The organism is Methanomassiliicoccales archaeon, from assembly GCA_029907465.1.
Classification (GTDB): Archaea; Thermoplasmatota; Thermoplasmata; order Methanomassiliicoccales; family JACIVX01; genus JACIVX01.
In genome coordinates, this window is record JARYLV010000002.1 from 59563 (window position 1) to 76914 (window position 17352).

At 44.4% G+C, this 17352-nt stretch carries 14 protein-coding genes; 7 read left to right on the top strand and 7 right to left on the bottom strand.

Annotation, left to right across the window (positions count from 1 at the left end):
* Positions 1–56 precede the first annotated feature (56 nt).
* Together thsB and QHH00_01205 are read left to right on the top strand one after the other, a co-directional pair.
* The gene (gene thsB, locus QHH00_01200) at positions 57–1727 is read left to right on the top strand and encodes a thermosome subunit beta (GenBank protein MDH7508001.1); all 1671 of its coding nucleotides are present in this window, start codon (positions 57–59) and stop codon (positions 1725–1727) included.
* A gap of 108 nt (positions 1728–1835) precedes the next feature.
* A complete protein-coding gene (locus tag QHH00_01205) occupies positions 1836–3182 on the top strand; it encodes a hypothetical protein (GenBank protein MDH7508002.1) in 1347 nt (448 codons plus the stop codon).
* A 167-nt stretch (positions 3183–3349) separates the two neighbouring features.
* Here QHH00_01205 and QHH00_01210 read toward each other — a convergent pair whose 3' ends face one another.
* Entirely contained in the window at positions 3350–3685 is a 336-nt protein-coding gene (locus tag QHH00_01210; GenBank protein MDH7508003.1) for a hypothetical protein, read from the bottom strand.
* A gap of 323 nt (positions 3686–4008) precedes the next feature.
* On the opposite strand from QHH00_01210, the gene QHH00_01215 reads away from it, so the two are divergent.
* From QHH00_01215 to twy1, 4 genes are all read left to right on the top strand, one after another.
* Positions 4009–4851, top strand: coding sequence for a recombinase family protein (locus tag QHH00_01215; GenBank protein ID MDH7508004.1), 843 nt, complete (start codon positions 4009–4011; stop codon positions 4849–4851).
* Position 4852: 1 nt separating this feature from the next.
* Entirely contained in the window at positions 4853–5662 is an 810-nt protein-coding gene (locus tag QHH00_01220; GenBank protein MDH7508005.1) for a recombinase family protein, read from the top strand.
* A gap of 930 nt (positions 5663–6592) precedes the next feature.
* Entirely contained in the window at positions 6593–8044 is a 1452-nt protein-coding gene (locus QHH00_01225) for a replication factor C large subunit (GenBank protein MDH7508006.1), read from the top strand.
* The gene (gene twy1, locus QHH00_01230) at positions 7989–8999 is read left to right on the top strand and encodes a 4-demethylwyosine synthase TYW1 (GenBank protein MDH7508007.1); all 1011 of its coding nucleotides are present in this window, start codon (positions 7989–7991) and stop codon (positions 8997–8999) included. The genes QHH00_01225 and twy1 overlap by 56 nt, the downstream gene beginning before the upstream one ends.
* Here twy1 and QHH00_01235 read toward each other — a convergent pair whose 3' ends face one another.
* From QHH00_01235 to QHH00_01245, 3 genes are all read right to left on the bottom strand, one after another.
* Positions 9000–10910 (bottom strand): beta-CASP ribonuclease aCPSF1, encoded by a 1911-nt coding sequence (locus QHH00_01235; protein MDH7508008.1) that lies wholly within the window; start codon positions 10908–10910, stop codon positions 9000–9002.
* Positions 10911–10974: 64 nt separating this feature from the next.
* Positions 10975–11619 (bottom strand): archaeal proteasome endopeptidase complex subunit beta, encoded by a 645-nt coding sequence (psmB, locus tag QHH00_01240; GenBank protein MDH7508009.1) that lies wholly within the window; start codon positions 11617–11619, stop codon positions 10975–10977.
* A gap of 279 nt (positions 11620–11898) precedes the next feature.
* Positions 11899–12435: a DUF2085 domain-containing protein gene (locus QHH00_01245; protein MDH7508010.1), complete on the bottom strand. Its 537-nt coding sequence runs from the start codon at positions 12433–12435 to the stop codon at positions 11899–11901.
* A 274-nt stretch (positions 12436–12709) separates the two neighbouring features.
* On the opposite strand from QHH00_01245, the gene QHH00_01250 reads away from it, so the two are divergent.
* Positions 12710–13159: a formylmethanofuran dehydrogenase subunit E family protein gene (locus QHH00_01250; GenBank protein MDH7508011.1), complete on the top strand. Its 450-nt coding sequence runs from the start codon at positions 12710–12712 to the stop codon at positions 13157–13159.
* Here QHH00_01250 and QHH00_01255 read toward each other — a convergent pair.
* From QHH00_01255 to QHH00_01265, 3 genes are read right to left on the bottom strand one after another with little or no spacing between them, the layout of a single operon-like run.
* The gene (locus QHH00_01255) at positions 13128–14921 is read right to left on the bottom strand and encodes a hypothetical protein (GenBank protein MDH7508012.1); all 1794 of its coding nucleotides are present in this window, start codon (positions 14919–14921) and stop codon (positions 13128–13130) included. The two genes, QHH00_01250 and QHH00_01255, sit on opposite strands and share 32 nt — an antisense overlap.
* On the bottom strand, positions 14908–16668 hold the full coding sequence (locus QHH00_01260; GenBank protein MDH7508013.1) for a type II/IV secretion system ATPase subunit: 1761 nt from the start codon (positions 16666–16668) through the stop codon (positions 14908–14910). Before QHH00_01260 ends, QHH00_01255 begins: the two co-directional genes overlap by 14 nt.
* A complete protein-coding gene (locus tag QHH00_01265) occupies positions 16640–17005 on the bottom strand; it encodes a hypothetical protein (GenBank protein MDH7508014.1) in 366 nt (121 codons plus the stop codon). Before QHH00_01265 ends, QHH00_01260 begins: the two co-directional genes overlap by 29 nt.
* Positions 17006–17352: the final 347 nt, after the last annotated feature.

Consider the following 17352-nt stretch of genomic DNA (forward strand, 5'->3'; position numbering starts at 1 on the left):
TCAATGCAATACTTCATATAGAAGTACCAAAATACCGCCGCACAGGAGGCTATTTAATGGCATATTCTATGGGACAGGGTCAACCGATCATCGTACTCAGAGAAGGTACGGAAAGAAGTCGGAACCGCGAAGCACAGTCAAATAATATTGCTGCTGCACGCGCAGTTGCCGATTCAGTTCGATCGACCCTTGGGCCGAAAGGCATGGATAAAATGCTCGTTGACTCGATGGGCGACATCGTCGTCACTAACGACGGTGTGACGATTCTTAAGGAAATGGACGTCCAGCATCCAGCTGCGAAAATGGTTGTTGAGGTTGCGAAAACGCAGGATTCGGAGTGCGGGGATGGCACAACAACCTCAGTCATCCTCGCAGGTGAACTGTTGAAAAAAGCAGAAGCATTGCTCGACCAGAAGGTCCATCCAACAATCGTTGTGAATGGATATAGGATGGCTGCAGCAGAGGCCGTTAATACATTAGAGAAGATTGCAATCGATGTTAAGGCCGATAATGAAGAGCTGCTCATGAAGATCGCAAGTACGGCAATGATGGGTAAGAGCGTTGGTGGTCAAAAGGAAAAGCTCGCTCAATTAGCCGTTCAGGCCGTCAAAGCGGTCGCGGAAAACCGTGATGGAAAGACCGTTGTCGATATCGATAATATCAAGGTCGCTAAGAAAGTCGGCGGCTCGATTGCCGATACTGAGCTGATCAGGGGAATCGTCATTGATAAGGAACGTGTTCATCCCCGGATGCCAAAGTCCGTTAAGAATCCGAAAATCGCTTTGTTGAGCGCGGCACTTGAGATCAAGAAGACCGAGGTTGAGGCAAAAATCCAGATAAGTGATCCTGAATCGATGCAGAAATTCCTCGATGAAGAAGAAGCGTCGTTGAAGAAAATGGTCGAGAAGATCAAGGCATCTGGTGCGAACGTGGTTTTCTGCCAAAAAGGAATCGACGATCTCGTGCAGCACTATCTTGCCAAAGCGGAGATCTACGCAGTTCGAAGAGTCAAGGAGTCCGATATGGACAAACTAGCAAAAGCAACTGGTGGAAATATCGTTGGCAACCTTGACCAACTGGAGGCTTCTGACCTTGGGACTGCTGAACTTGTTGAGCAGAGAAAAGTTGGCGAAGAAGATATGACTTTCATCACGGGCTGCAAAAACCCAAAGTCTGTCTCCATCATCATTCGCGGTGGAACTGAACATGTCATCGACGAAGTGGAGAGGTCCCTGCACGATGCGCTTCGTGTTGTCGGAGTGACGCTCGAGGACGGAAAGGCTGTCGCTGGCGGCGGAGCTCCTGAAATCGAGGTTGCATTGCATCTAGCCAATTACGCCTCCTCCATTGGGGGCCGCGAGCAATTGGCTATTGAAGCTTTCGCTGACGCGCTGGAAATCATTCCGTGGGTACTGGCAGAAAACGCTGGTCACGACGCAATTGATGTTGTTCTCAAACTAAAGAGCGTACACAAGAGCAACAAAAAGGGATCGCAATACTTTGGAGTTGATTTGAATAGCACCGAGCCATCCAACATGCTCGAGCAGAACGTCATCGAACCGCTAAGAGTCAAAACACAAGCGATCAAATCATCGGCCGAAGTCGCAGGCATGATACTTAGAATCGATGACGTCATCGCTGCGAAGAGAACTGCACCACCTGAGGGCGGACCAGGGGGACAGTACGGGGAAATGCCAGGCGGACCCATGGGTCCGGGAATGATGTAAGAGAATAGATCCCACATTTCTCTTTTTCTTATTTTCTTTTTTAATAACAAACCCGAAAGGTTCTAATACAGACCAAGTAATTGATTCAAAACAGCTGGGAGGAGTCAGATGAAACAGCGTTTTATTGAAATTTCGATTTTCGTGGCTCTCGTCTGTGTTCTCTCTGTTTCGGTGCCGTCGGTCGTATCCGCGCAAGCTGAAGCCCCAGAGTGGCAAGAAGGGGACAGATGGGCGATTGGATCGGAATACAATTTCACTCCAGATTTGCAGGATGTTCAATCCGATCTCGAAGATCTTCTATCGCAAGCGAACGTGACCCTGACAAGGTTCGATGTGGAAGGCACTGGTGGCTTTTGGGTTCTTTGGGAAGTGACTGATGTCACAAACACCGAATACCTGGTAACAATAAAGGTGGGTGCCAAGATGGCATCTGAATTGCATATCGCTGTCGAGGGCAGTCTGCCATCTGCTGGGACTTATGATGTTGGAAACCCAGCAATTTGGATTTTGTCAGGAATGCCAGGTGTGCCTAAACAGCATAAGGAAATAAGTCTCGATTTTGACGAGGATTTCGCCATTTTTTCTATGGGAGAACTAACCCTGGACAAAGAGACGTTAGCAATCAAGACCATAGACTGGCAGATCAAGAGCAGTTCAATAATTGATCTCGAAGCCAAAAATATTCCCTCCTTGGAGGCAGAGGGCAGCAACGTGACCATCAGTTACGACAACTATGATATTTCAGTTCGATTCAATCTGAATGCCAACATTGACATAGAATTCGGACCATATCTTGACATCTACCAGTTCCCATTCGACACAGGTGATAGCTGGTCGGTTGATTCGACCGCAGTCGTTTCTGGTACAATAGACGGGTTCCTAGATATCCAAGGGTTGCCAGATGAGGTAGAGGAGGAGATCTTCTCGGAGGAATTCGTGGAAAGAACGGGTATCGCGGACTTCCCTATAGAATTTGACAAGCTCACGATTGAGGATGGAGATGTCAATATTCACGACGGAGTTATAGAGAGCTTCGAAGTTCCCATCCACCTGGAACTGCATTGCATAGAAAAAAGGAACATCCAGTTAGGGAATTTCGGAACAATAGAGGTCTACGTCATCAAGGTTAATGATGGTCGCGAGAGAATTTATTACTCTACTGGGATCAAATTCCTAGCCAAGGCAACAACGGAACTAAGCTTTATCGAGATGCCATCAGAAATCCCATATGATCCTTTCCAGGGCACAGAAGTTGAGGCAACTTTGGCTGAGCCAGAGATGGCCGAGTCGCAACTTGAGCAAATCGAAAGTTACGAGGCGTCGATTTCTGATGAGGTGACCGGTGGGGGATCTGGTGGCTTGTCTAACTGGGCCGCTCTCCTTGTGATTGCAATCGTGATCGCAGCTGCATTCATCGTCGTCATCCTTGTGTTTACCCGCAGAAAGAGAACGTGAACTTCTCAAACCCTTTTGCTCCTTTTTATCATATTTCATTTTCTTGATAAATTCCAGCAAATTGCCTCGATTCATTCAGGAAGAAATCTTCAATGGCGAATTGAAATGAGATTTCCAAATTTTATTTAGTTCGTATCGCAATTAAAGATAAAAAATGCGTATATTTATTAATTTTCTATCTCTATTCTGCCCCTCCTCCCCCGCATAATATCGATTCCAAAATCTGAGATCTTCACGAAACAATTGATCAACTTTAATTTTGTGCCAACCTTTATTCCAATTCTTTCCGGCAGGTCGACATCATCATCCCAGAGCACAAGACGAGCTCCACCTGTCCCGTCTTCAATCTCTATATTCCTCACTCTGCCATTTGATCCATCTGATTTCTTGAATTCTCTTATGCCGAAGATTCTACTGACTATTGCTTCAACCGATGCTTCTTCGCGGTCTCTCAGGTCGGACACACATTTCATATTCATTATTAGTAGACCTTCTTCATCCAAAATCAATCTTCTGAGTGCCTCGTCGTCTAATAGGTTTCCGAATTCCTGCCTCAATTCTGCAATCCTGGCCTTGAGCTCTTCCTCGTTCAATGGGCGATAAATCGTTCAATGATTATTTAATCAAACTTATTGCTCAGACATTAAATCAGAAAGCTTGTAACGATATCTATTAACAAAATTGCGTTCAATGAATTACACATTATCGGGCAGTACCTCGACAAATTCTTATATCGCACAGTAATATATGTCTGACAGTTGTCAGATAATGTGGATGGGAGCATCCTATCCAGATATTAAATTCAACAATGCTGGAGAGGATGTAGCTGAGAGCTGCACTCTATGTTAGGGTATCAACCGAAGACCAGGCGAAGGAAGGTTTCAGCATACCCGCCCAACTCAAACGATTGCATTCTTATTGCAAAGCTCGCGGATGGGAGATTGCCGGTGAATATGTTGATAGTGGCTATAGTGGCCGAGATGTCAAACGCCCTTCATATCAAAAAATGATGCAGGAAAAGGATAAATGGGACGTTATTGTCGTTCTAAAGATGGACAGGATACACCGTAACAGCAAGAATTTTGCGACAATGATGGAGGATCTCAGGAGATGGGGGAAGGAGTTCAATTCCATGCAGGAGTCCTTCGATACAACGAGTGCTATAGGACGATTTGTCATGGATATAATCCAGCGCATTGCTCAATTGGAGAGCGAGCAGATCGGAGAACGAGTTAAGATAGGCATGACCCAGAAAGCAAGAAAGGGAAGAGGATACCTGGGTTTTGGAATACCATATGGGTTCAACTATCAGAATGGAACACTTATCCCGATTGAAACAGAGCAACAGGTAATCAAAAGGATTTTCGAATGGTATTTAGCAGGACTGAGTCTGAACGAAATTTCTGAAAGGCTCAATGCTAAGGGTGTGCCAACGAAGAAAGGCGGAAAATGGAAGAAAGGAACAATTGGGAAAATCCTTTCAAATCCCCTCTATTGCGGGTTCATGAAATGGGATAATTTTGTCATCAAGGCTCCGCACCAGGCATGTATTTCCTTAGAGCTCTACAATGCCGTCCAGGAGATGAAGCAGATTCGAAGAAAACTCCGTAATGAAAAGAGCGGGCGTAATCTCATTCGCATTAAAGGGGAGGGAATTGTGATTGACTAGGGTGGCGATTTACATTAGAGTTTCCACTGAAGACCAGGCAAAGGAAGGTTTTTCACTCGATGCTCAGAAAGAGAGGCTGATCGCGTATTGCGAAGCCCAAGGATGGGAAATTGCGGATATCTATTGCGATGATGGACATAGCGGAAGAAACACTCGCAGACCAGCTTATCAGAGAATGATGCAGGAAAAGGATAAATGGGACATGATCCTCGTTTTGAAAATGGATCGAATTCATAGAAACAGCAAGAATTTCATGATTATGATGGAGACTCTTGAGAAATGGGGTAAGAAATTTGCTAGCATGCAGGAATCTTTTGATACATCAAATGCCGTCGGACGTTTTGTTGTTGACATCATCCAGAGAATCGCCCAATTGGAGAGCGAACAGATCGGGGAGAGGACTTATATGGGTATGGCTCAGAAAGCTGAGTCGGGCAAGGGTCTGCTCGGTTTTTATCCGCCTTTTGGCTACAGATTTGTGGACGGACAACTGACTGTTGTAGATGATGAGGCCGGGATTGTTTTAGATATTTTCCAAAGTTATCTTAGGGGGGAGAAAATGCGCGAGATTGCGTGGCGACTCAATAGGCATGAAATTGCAACCAGACGAGGTGGCCGTTGGACTATTTGGTCTATCAGCCGGATACTCAAGAATCCTATCTACGCTGGCTACCTGCGGTGGGACGGACGTTTGATAAAGGGATCGCACGTTCCGATCGTGCCTGCAAACCTCTTTAACGCCGTCCAGAGTATTATTGAGGACCGCAGCTTCGTTCGAGACAAGCGGCAAGTTTGCAAGCTCCCTCAATGATTTCTTCCGCACTACATTCGTCAATTCGTCCTCTCAATTTCTTTGATTTTATTTTTTTGCACTCTTTGTGCTCAAGTGGGGGAGAATTATGCGAAAAACTATCGTTTTTGGTTGATATTCGGGAGACCGTCGTTGACTAAATTGCACATTTTTGTTCAACAATTTACTTCATCCCTTTTTATGCTGCGTCCTTTATGTGCTTGTAATATTCTAATCCTGAGAATTAACGATATTTAAATCAATTTGATAATTAACACCACTAAAGTGATAATTTAATTCATTGACTCCCTTGAGGCTAAAGAGAAGCTTACTATTCCTTTTCGTGTTGCACAAATAGACTTTGGAACTATCCCTTTATTGAGAAGTGTTGATTTACGGAGAAACTGAGTATTTTTTCCATGAAGTTGAAAATCCATGAATTTTCCGGTTCAGCTGGCGTTACCGAAATTTTCTCTAATTCTTGTCAGATATTTGAGAGTTGCAAATCTATGATTATTAATTATTCGATAATTATTAATCTCGTAACGCAACTATCTTAATAATTAAAGAATGCATAATTAATCATCAAATCTAAATAAACTATGAGAGAGAATTCAAAACGAGCCGAACGCAATTCAGGGTGTTTCAAGAAATTAAAAGTTGAATCCCGTTCACAGAACAGGTCCCGTCCGTGTGTTCAATTAAAAATGCCCAAAAAATGCTCCAATTTCTTGGTGTTGCAGTGCGTTACATCCTTGCTCTATAAGAACCACACTTTTTTCTCTTAACATAATAGATCTAGTCTTATTTTGTTAAGCAATTTGCGTTATATTTGCATTTATTTGTTCTAATTAGTTATCAAGCCCGAATTAATTGCAATACGAAGCTGAATATTTTCGACCCCCTGGTGATCTTTATTAAATACTATTTGTCTATTTTTATTTGGCAATCATGAGCACAAATAAAGATAGTGGCGATTGGACTGAAATCTACAGGCCTAGAACACTGGATGATATCGTTGGTAACCCCAAAGCGATACAAGAGCTGAAGGAATGGGCGCTTGATTGGGAAAACGGCCATCCAAAGAAAAAAGCTGCCGTACTGATCGGTAGCCCAGGGACGGGGAAGACGAGCGCTGCTCTCGCCGTTGCAAATGATTTTGGATGGGGCATCATTGAAATGAACGCATCTGATCAGCGCAACGCAGAAGCGATTCGAAAGATTGCGCTCAGAGGTGCAATGACAGATACTTTTACAGATGATGGGGAATTTCTCTCGTCTAAAGAAGGATGTTTAAAACTTATTGTACTCGACGAAGCAGACAATATCTTCGGCAAGGAAGATTATGGAGGAATACCTGCTATCGTCGAACTTATTAAAGCGACCAAACAGCCAGTCATCCTAATTGTCAATGATTTTTATGCGTTGAGTAAGAGGAGCGGGATAATCAAATCGGAAACAAAGCAGATCAAATTCAATCGCCTCCATCCAAATTCGATAAAATCAGTCCTCAAGAAAATCATGAAGGATCGTGGGTTGAGAATTGATGAAAAAGCCCTTGAGTTGATAGCAAGCAATGCAAACGGAGATCTTCGATCCGCGATTCGAGACTTGCAAGCAGTCGCGCTCGGCAGGACGGAAGTCAAAGAAAAAAACGTTGCAATCTTAAATGAAAGACAGATCATGAAATCCATGTACGATCTTTTGGTTGAGATACTTCATGGCACTAATCCTGATAGGGCGAGATCGGTTTTCATGGAAGTGAATGAAGCTCCTGATTATGTAATGCTTTGGATCGATGAAAACATCCCGCTTGAGTACAGAGATCATAATGATCTTTATCATGCTTATCACATTTTGTCAAGATCAGACGTTTTCTTGGGAAGGGTTAGAAAGAGACAGTATTACGGTTTCTGGTCCTATGCGATTGATCTGATGACCTACGGTGTCTGTGCTTCAAAGAAGAGAAAATACAAAGAATTCGCGAAATACCGATTCCCGCTCTATCTGATGAAAATGTCTCGTTCGAGGAGCTTGAGAACAATAAGAGACAATATATCAGCAAAATTAGGAGCGCTGTGCCACTGCTCCGCATCGACAGCGAGAGATGAACTGTTACCCTATATTCAATATGTTTCTGAAAACGACAGGGAGTTCGTAATAAGAATTGCCATTGAATTGGGACTCGATGCGGAAGAATTGGCCTTCCTCTTAAATGAGAAGATAGACTCGAACAAGATCAGACATTTATTGACAGAGATTCAGAAGGTTACCGATATTGAAAAGAGACCTATCAGAGAGATCGAAATTGAAGCTTCATACATTGCCAGCGATCGTTCGGCTGAAGATGAACAATCCACCGAAGATCAGCCAACACGGCAGCGTAGCCTTTTTGAATATTGAGAACATCAGTTGCATGAAGAAAATGAGATCAGAACTTTTCGCGATCCTCGAAAAGCAGCAGTACAAGGTGTACCACTGGCATGCTGCTGTAAAACTATGCCATTGGGTGAAAGAGAGTTTATTGCGTAATAGATTTTGTTATAAGCAGGAATTCTATGGAATTAAATCTCACCGGTGTCTACAGATGACACCAGTCGTAAACATGTGCACCCAAAACTGTCTTTTTTGCTGGCGGGTTCAGGGTTTCGAATCACTTCCAGATTCATGGTGTGAACCAGAAGAAATGCTTGACGCCTTGATTGAACAACAGAAATATCTCGTATCTGGATTCAAAGGGGACAAGAGGTGTGAAATCAATCGGTGGAAGGAAGCACGGGAACCTAAACACGTCGCAATCTCCCTTGCTGGTGAGCCTACGCTGTATCCTTTCCTCAGTGAATTCATCGAGGTGTGTCATAGGAGGGGACTAACGACTTTTCTCGTCACAAATGGGACAAAACCGGAAGTTCTTGAGGAACTGGATCCTTTACCGACACAGCTCTATGTCACCGTCGCCGCACCAAATGAAGATATCTACAGGAGGCTCTGCGTTCCAAAGATTCCCGATGGGTGGGAGCGGCTCATGGCGACACTTGAATTGCTCCCGTCATTAAACACACGAACAGTCATTCGCCACACACTCGTCCAGGATTGGAATCTGGGATGGGAGGAAGAATACGCAAGACTCGATGAGATTGCCGATCCAATGTTCATCGAGCCAAAAGGGTACATGTTCGTCGGGCAATCAAGGCAAAGAATGAGCCTCACCAACATGCCATCCCATGCATCTATAAGGGACTTCGGGACAAGACTAGGAAACCTGCTTGGTCTTGAAATCCTCATGGAGAAAGAAGATAGTAGAGTTGTTTTACTAGGAGAAAAGGGAAGAGAGACCAGAATTCCCGGAATCGAATAATCATTTCAACCTAACTGTTTCCAGGTTCATCGGAGCTCTCGTCTCAACGTTGAACTTCTTATAGAGTGCACTTGCTAGATCAATGCACTTGTGTTCTTCACCATGGCATATGATAATCCTCTCAGGCTTGGGTTCTAATGAAGAGATATAATTGATCAGCTGCCTTCGATCAGAGTGTCCAGAGAAGCCATCAACAGTTTCAACGGCCATCTTCAGTTGGAGATTAATCGGCTTGCCCCTCTCTGTCAAAGTCAGGTCTGTCCATCCTTTCTGAATCTTTCTCCCTAGGGTGCCCTCCGCTTGGTAACCTACAAAGACCAATGAACTCTTTGGGTCATCGGCCCATGCTTTGAAATACTCAATGACTGGACCACCATTCATCATACCTCCTGTTGCGAGCACGATGCACGGATCTGGATCATGACTGATCTTTTCCCGCATCTCGTTGCTGTCAACCCGCTTGAAGATATCTGAGAGGAACGGATTCTGACCCATTTGGAATATCTGTGTACGTAGTTGGCTGTTGAGATACTCGGGATACGCCGTATGTATGGCGGTCGCTTCCCATATCATTCCATCAAGATAGACCGGTACAGTTGGAACCTTCGAAGTCCTCATTAGTTCCTCCAATACAAGCATAACTTCCTGAGAACGACCGACAGCAAAGACAGGAATGAGAACTTTACCACCTTTAGATAATGTGCGCTCAACGATTCCTTTCAGCTGATTAGCAGCCTCCGCTCTAGATGGCTGCATGTCATGGTGGCCTCCGTATGTCGATTCGATGACTAAGGTTTCGAGTCTCGGGAATTTGTTTACGGTCGCGTTAAACAGCCATGTACGTTCAAACTTCATATCGCCAGTAAAGGCAATATTGTACAATCCATCACCAATGTGGAAGTGTGAAACCGCGGATCCAAGGATATGTCCAGCATTTTGGAATGTTAACCTGACATCTGGTGCGATATCAGTCGTTTCACCATATTTCAGAGGAATGCAGTGTGCAACGACATCACGGATGTGAGAGGAATCATAGGGGCTCTTTTTCCCTTCCCCAAATGAGACTTTAATGTAATCGAGTTGTAGAAGCGACATCAAATCCCTTGTAGGTGGGGTGCAATAAACTGGACCGTCGTAACCATACTTGTAGAGTGCTGGCAGCAAGCCGCAGTGATCCAAGTGGGCATGCGTAATCACCACACAATCAATTGATTCCAATGGCTGAATTTCTGGAACGTTAAAATACGGAGAACCGTTGTTCGGATCTGAGACATCAACACCACAATCAATGAGAATCTTACTTTCCTTTGTAGAGAGCAAGATTGCGCTCCTTCCGACTTCTCTGAACCCACCCAACGCAGTAATTCGGATCCATGTATCTCCTTCAATGCGGGTCCTCATCAGCCGTCTTCCAACTTTCTTGAGAAATTCTCTTCGCTGATCATGGATATGGCGAAGGTAATAACGTATTTCGGAAACAGTTTTTGATGGGATTGGCGGAGCCCTGACGACCTTTGGCGCCCAACCAACTTCTTTCTTTATCTCATTAAGTAATGCACCGTGTTTTCCAATGACGAGACCTGGTGCACCCGCTTCTATGGTGACTTCACCTGTATCATGTTCAAAATAGATATCTGTCACCTGCGCTTCCGGAGGGATGATCTGACGAATTTTCTGTTCCACACTCTCTGGATCTGCCAACATCGTGGGATCAGGCCTAATAGCGACCCTTCTGCGCAGCGCTTGAGCGAGCTGTTTCACTATTTCGTTATTCGATGCGAAGGTCTCCATATCCCTCGTGTAAACAACGACAACAGGTCCCTCAAGGTCGACTGAGGTAATATTAATCTCTGGGGGAACAATCTTCCTGACCTGCTCTCTTATTTCCTCAAGTATTTTGTCCATGCTCATGATCATGTCACACTTCGAATTGCTGGGTTTGAAAGCGAGTAGGGAGACGCTAATGCTACAACAATCAGGCCTCGATCCCCATCCGTTTCATCCGGTCCTTCACTTCCTCGGCGGGCACTTCTTTGTATCCGTCTTTTCCGATGGTAACGATCGTCATACCATCGCCACTCGCCGAGTCACGCTTCATCGCTGCATTGAGCGCCCTGATTGCGAGATCGATCGACTCACTCATCGAAAGGTTTTTTCGATAATAATCCTCAAGAACCCCATAAGCAAAAGGAGATCCTGATCCAACGGAGACATAATCATCCCTGATCGAGCCACCCGCAGCGTCGATCCCGAACACATGTCCGCCTGTCCTATCGATGCCGCCAATAATCAAGCCAACGTAATAATAACCAGCGATGCCTCCACCACTCCTCAGTATATTTGAAAGAAGCGTTGCTGCGGACTTCACAGATATTGGAATACCCCTCTTCAGCTTATAGAGTTCAACCTCTGCACGGAGGAATCTCGCCAATAGCTGAGCGTCACCGACGAGACCAGCGACCGTTAGACCTAAATTATCATCAATCTTGAAAACTTTTTGAACTTCCTTATGAGCGATCATATTGCCCATCGTCGCTCTGTGTTCAGACGCCAACACGACTCCTTCGGCGTTAACGATTCCAATAGTCGTTGTACCTTTCTTAAGTTGCTCATTTTCCATCGAACTGCACCTTCCAAAATCAATCCTGCTCAAAAGATATGGGTTTTGTCGCTCACTCGAATGAAACGGCCCATATATATATTTTATTCCTTTTTATGACCGTTTCAGCAGGAAAGCGGTCACACCACGGTTCATGTTGGATAAAATTCGTCACGGACTTTGATGAATGCCGTCGATCGTCTGCGAAATGACATTTTGCACACGTCCAAAGGAATTACAATCCTAGTACATTTCCTTCATTCATTAACAGCCGATGCAGGGTCGACTTGACACTGTTGTCTAATGGTCTTCGCTCAATTTCGTTTCATTTTTTCCCCAATCGGGAAATAGCTCTCGAATCAACAATGACAAAAGCATGGCGACAGCGATTCCTGCCAAGATCCCTGTGAAAACCCGCACCGGGTTCGTTGATTCATAGGATGTGAAAAGTTGTAACGTGCCGTCAATCACAAGCGGAATGAACATCAGAACAAAAGTGATAGCGCTGATTCTTATCTTTGGGGCCAAGAGGACGATAAGCATCCCAAAAATGAGACCGGAAAAGATCCCGACATCTCTTGCACAAAAGGGCATCTGATTCCCATTCATAAAAAAGGATCGATCTGATTTCTGATGGCAGTAAATATCACCAATTGTGTATATGATTCGCGGCAGAGCGTTCATCTTTTCAATGGCTTCGGAGTTATCAATCTGGCCGACAAGTCCGCTCAGATCATTAACAGTATTTCTCTGTACAAGAAATGGTGAGATAAGTATGAGAAGAAACCAAAGTGAGAATAGGATGAGAACGACAATTTCGATTCTCTTTGCGTTCAAGTATTTGAGATTCATGACTGAGGGGATATCAAGGATTAGAGATATGATGATTGACCTTTCCCGGAGAATTGGTCAGCGAATGGAACTTCTCGAATCGAATGATTTCATTTCTCGACGAAGCACTCCCCGTTTCTAGATGATTTTTATGATTTTTGAACGAGGGATATTTGATTTCTTGGGAATATGCACGAAACGACAATAATTTAGGGTTAAAATTTTGCTATAATTGCGTAAACAACGAAAAAATCAATTAAAAAGATGATACGGAGGAAATTTGATAAAGAAGAGTAATTACTCAGGTTCAATGATCGAACTTCCAGAGGAGCTGCGGATCCTAAAAAGATTTCACGGACATCTGGGGCCTTATGTCGTAGTAGGATATAAGATGGGTAGGATTGGTCGACAAAAGGTCAATGGGAAGATCTCGGCTGTTGTTCATACTGGTACAAAAAGGCCGCTCTCGTGCATTATTGATGGGATCCAGTTCTCATCCTCTTGTACCCTCGGAAAGGGGAATATTTTGGTCGTCGATGACAGAAAAGCACGTGCCACATTCACAGGATCTGGCATGGCCATCGATATTGTACTACGCGACGAGGTCAAGAATCTAATTGAGTCCACGATGTCACCAGACACGGAGGAGGAAATTGCCGTTGACCTTTTCTACAAAGATGATAACGAACTATTCATTGTCAGAGAAATCGAGCCAACCAGATCCGAGTGAGGAGTGATGTTCCAATAAATACGACCATCGAAAGAGGCATCCTCCTGCCAAATTGAAAGAGAACCTCATTCCAACTTCTATCGCCCAGAAGAAATACCGTAAAATAGGTAATCGTGAAAGTCAGTTCGAGTAAATAGATCCCAGCGATCAAAATATTTGTATTAAGCATATTCGCGGCAATTGGCCCATAAACATCCACTGCGGAGAAAATGCTGCAAGTCATACCTAAGACGACTGGAGCGAAGAAGATGCATGTAGACCTCATCATATCCACGACTCCACACAGCCGCTCCTCAATTTTTAACTCACATGATTTGAGATCACTGAGGTATTGTGCTAAATTCACCGCTAGCTGGCCTGCCCCTTGTGTGTCGCGATTTGCGCACCTCGCAACAATCTGCATTGCTCCTTTGATCAGCGGCGAAATTGATAATACTGCAGTCTCCTCAACAACCACATGCTCAATGTTCCTCCTCATCATTTTTGATCTATGAATTACCCTTTTGGCGAACTCAGCAAAGGGCGAGCCGAATCTCGATTCTATACATTCCTTCAAAGAGATTTCAAGGCTCCCACCAGTAATCATCCTATTTCCTACTTGGTAAAGTGCTGTTATAAACTCTCTTTCATTTTCCCTGTTGCGTTTTCTTAATAAATGATCACTTCTTAATTTAAAAGCGAAATAGATCGGCAATGGGATCGATAATACTAACAAAACCACATACGGTTGGCTTCGAGCGAGATCAAAAAAGAAGAGAACGAATACAGCAAAAGCGACAGACAACAACATAAGCAATTCAACTCGTCCAATGCCAACTTGGCTTTTCTGTTGATCATTCATTGGGTTTCTTGACAGGATTGAATTTGCAAAAAGAAACGTCAATGCGGGCAAGATGACCAATAACAGAACATAGGCGCCTGTTGGTTCCGCTGATGAGGTGATTCCGATAATATTACTAGAAGACGCTAATGAATAATGGCTCTGGAAAATCAATAGCGGGAAGAAAGACAGGATCATGACTGGCAACAAAACGCCGAGCGCGAAAAGAACCAACGTTGGCACAGTCAGAGAAACAACGTATTTCTCAACGCCCTCTTTGATTCCGTTAATGACAATGGAATTGGCCTTGTCGAGAACACGAGTTATGCCTTCTTTTGTTTTTTCACATGAAGAAGAAATAATCAAATGTAGTGCCTGTCGTAATCCATCGTTCATGTTTGAAAGAGATGAGGCGATCTGGAGTAAGCTCGAGATTACGTTTGTCCTCGACCTTGTTATCACCCCCCACAATGCAGAAGAGAGCTTTTCGGAAAGCGGACATTTTAGATGATTAGCCGTGAATATGATCGCCCTTTCAATCGATTGATCAAATTGGATACTCATCGACATACAGCCGATGACTGCGGGAGAGTCCCGAAATAGCATTCTTTCTTCACGGCTGACAAATCGGTCTGGTAGGCTGAGAATCAATGATGCGAAAATGATTGTGAAAAGGAGCGATGCAATCCATATCAGGGTCACTTTAATACTCCCTATGAGAAAGAATGACGTTAAGGAAATCACCAGCGTGGTTGATAAGGAAACGATGAGTATTACCCATGAAGCGGAGATGACGTCATCTTCATCTACCCCGTGGAGTTGCAGCCACTGTCTCGATTGACGTGAGATCAAACTTCTAGCGCGCTTCTTGAAATATTGAGGAGGTTGCACCTTGTTTACTTTCTTGACGAGTGCAATGTAAACATTTTCAAGAGAATTCACCAACTCCCAACCTCCTCTCAACCCAGCTTTCGAATTCATTGACAATCAACTCGTGATCAATCGCTCCTAGCTCCATCCGTTGCCAAAGAAATTCATTTGTTCTCGCAACCCACTCGGCTTCGAGACATTCCCTCCTACCTTTCTGAGCAAATTCGAGAAGAACTTCCCGCATTTTCGCCCTCGCCAGAATGTTCGCCCATGCCTCCTCACAGCTAAGATTCCATGATTTTGCGATTTTTTTGATAATACTTGCATCCTGGATTGAATGCACGTTGAACTTTCCAGTATGATGGTCGAATTCAATGAGCGGCCGGAATTCACCAGGATTGCCGTCTTTCTCGAGTTCAGTCAATTCAATGACCTTGCGCATCTGCTTTGAAGATCCATGAGGCCGGTACAAACCGATTGTAATAACAATATCCGTTGCAGCAAACGCTTCCTTTGGAATGCCCATATCGTGAACGATGCGCTCGTAGACAGACCTCGCCGATTCGCCATGTATCGTCCCAAGAACGGAAGATCCTGCTTTTCCAGTCCGCATACTTTCGTAGAGTGTAATAGCCTCTTTCCCGCGCACCTCTCCTAGAACAATTGCAGATTCACCGAGTCTCAACGAAACACGGAGTGCTTCGTCAGTCTTTTCTTCTCTTTCAACACCGATTTCATTTTCGACAAGTATTGACTGGATCTTGTAGCCAAGCTGCTGGAGCTTCCTTATCGGTAATTCTGGTGTATCCTCGATCGCGATAATCCTCTGAGTTCTTGGAAGTTCGAATAGCGTTGCGCCCAACAAAGCAGATTTTCCTGCTCCCCGGGGTCCACAGATCAATATCGTCGCACGACCATCTATCAAAAAAGAGATGAGAGCAGCGACGAAACAATCAACTGTCTCGTTAAACGCGAGCTTAGGCAGTGTCCATGGAAGCCGTGAGTGTCTTCTCAGGGCGATCGCAGTGCCCATAGGGCTCAATGGGGGACCGATTACGGTCGCGCGAGTATCAAAACCAGCGACATCGATCTCCATTACAGGAAAGGCCTCGGAAAAAGGCCTCCTGCTATATTGCCTGAATCTCGAGACGAGCCCTTCAATTTCTGAGTTTGTCGCAAGGACATTTGTGGCACATCTCACGATGCTGTTCGACCCAGAAATTCCGTTAAGGGTAACGTAGATGGGATTTTCAGAGGCTGGTGCATCAATGTAAACATCCTCGATGTGATCATCCGATAACATTGTTTCAAGGATTCCTAGCCCCACTGTGTATCTCGATACTACCGCCGCTAGCCGTTCTAGCAGTTGTTCGCTGGTTACTCCATACTTGTGTCGAAGTGCAATTCCGTTATCGGTGAGCGATGTGATCACTTGAAGGGAAGTTGATTGGATATACGAGTTGAGTTCATCGAAGGAAAGGGAGAACTCTCTCGGCGGATTTTCTGCCAGGTGTTCGATCGTTTTTCGAACAATTCGTGTTAGTTCGTTTGGAAGATCATATTCCCACGGTGTAATATGATAAAGGTACTCGATCCCCTCATTCAGAGAGAAAATCTGGACATGCGCATCTTTAATATCGTAGTCTTCAATCTTTTTAGCGTTTCTGGGAATATTCCTGATCAGCCAACATCCTGAATAATGTGGCCTATGAGTACTCCTCTCAGCGATGAGTTTGTCGAATCCCTTCTTCGCAGTACCCCGCTGATCAGTGCTCAATTGACGACTCGAACTAGAAGGTCTGATAACGACATTCACCATCAGTTATCACCACCTTGAAGAGTTCCCTAGCGACAATTCGTTCAATCGCTTCAATTTCCGCACTTGCACACTTAAGCCAAAATTCAAGCCTCTCTGAACAGTCCTGGCATTTTTCAGATCGGTTAATAAGCTGGCTGTTCAAGTGAAGCCTCAGGTCCTTAATAGACAATTGATCGATAACATGATCGAATACAGACCATGGGTTTGAATGGCACGAGGCACAGCGCCTATCAGGATTGAAACTCGCAAATGCAGAACAGTATGAACTTTTTATTTTCGAAATATGCTGGAGAATTTTGACAACCGTTCTATCGTATGAGATGTCCTGATCACCCATTAGAAGAATTTCAGTGACACTGGCTTCACTCGAAATAATTCTGAGAACGGATCTGAAGCATCTAGTGTCTCTTAGATCCTGCTTGCCTTGACATTTGCTGCAATTGATTTCAATTCTGCCTTCAGATTTCGTGTACTCGCAGAAACCAGCATCATCATGTGGAGAGAATTTGTTTCTCATATGCTGAAATAATCTTCCACCTTGCCTCATACACCTCGTATGTAATTTGGTTTAGGCATCCATCCAATTATTCATTACAATGAAGCTAATTAGCCAAGGATTTAACCCTTTGATTTGAAAGGTAACATTCCCGAAACGCCGATGTCCTAGAGTGGCGATGTCGTCCA

Coding starts and splice junctions, on each gene's coding strand:
- thsB (MDH7508001.1), top strand. CDS start 57: ATGGCATATTCTATGGGACAGGGTCAACCGATCATCGTACTCAGAGAA.
- QHH00_01205 (MDH7508002.1), top strand. CDS start 1,836: ATGAAACAGCGTTTTATTGAAATTTCGATTTTCGTGGCTCTCGTCTGT.
- QHH00_01225 (MDH7508006.1), top strand. CDS start 6,593: ATGAGCACAAATAAAGATAGTGGCGATTGGACTGAAATCTACAGGCCT.
- twy1 (MDH7508007.1), top strand. CDS start 7,989: ATGAACAATCCACCGAAGATCAGCCAACACGGCAGCGTAGCCTTTTTG.
- QHH00_01235 (MDH7508008.1), bottom strand. CDS start 10,910: ATGAGCATGGACAAAATACTTGAGGAAATAAGAGAGCAGGTCAGGAAG.
- psmB (MDH7508009.1), bottom strand. CDS start 11,619: ATGGAAAATGAGCAACTTAAGAAAGGTACAACGACTATTGGAATCGTT.
- QHH00_01260 (MDH7508013.1), bottom strand. CDS start 16,668: ATGGTGAATGTCGTTATCAGACCTTCTAGTTCGAGTCGTCAATTGAGC.
- QHH00_01265 (MDH7508014.1), bottom strand. CDS start 17,005: ATGGGTGATCAGGACATCTCATACGATAGAACGGTTGTCAAAATTCTC.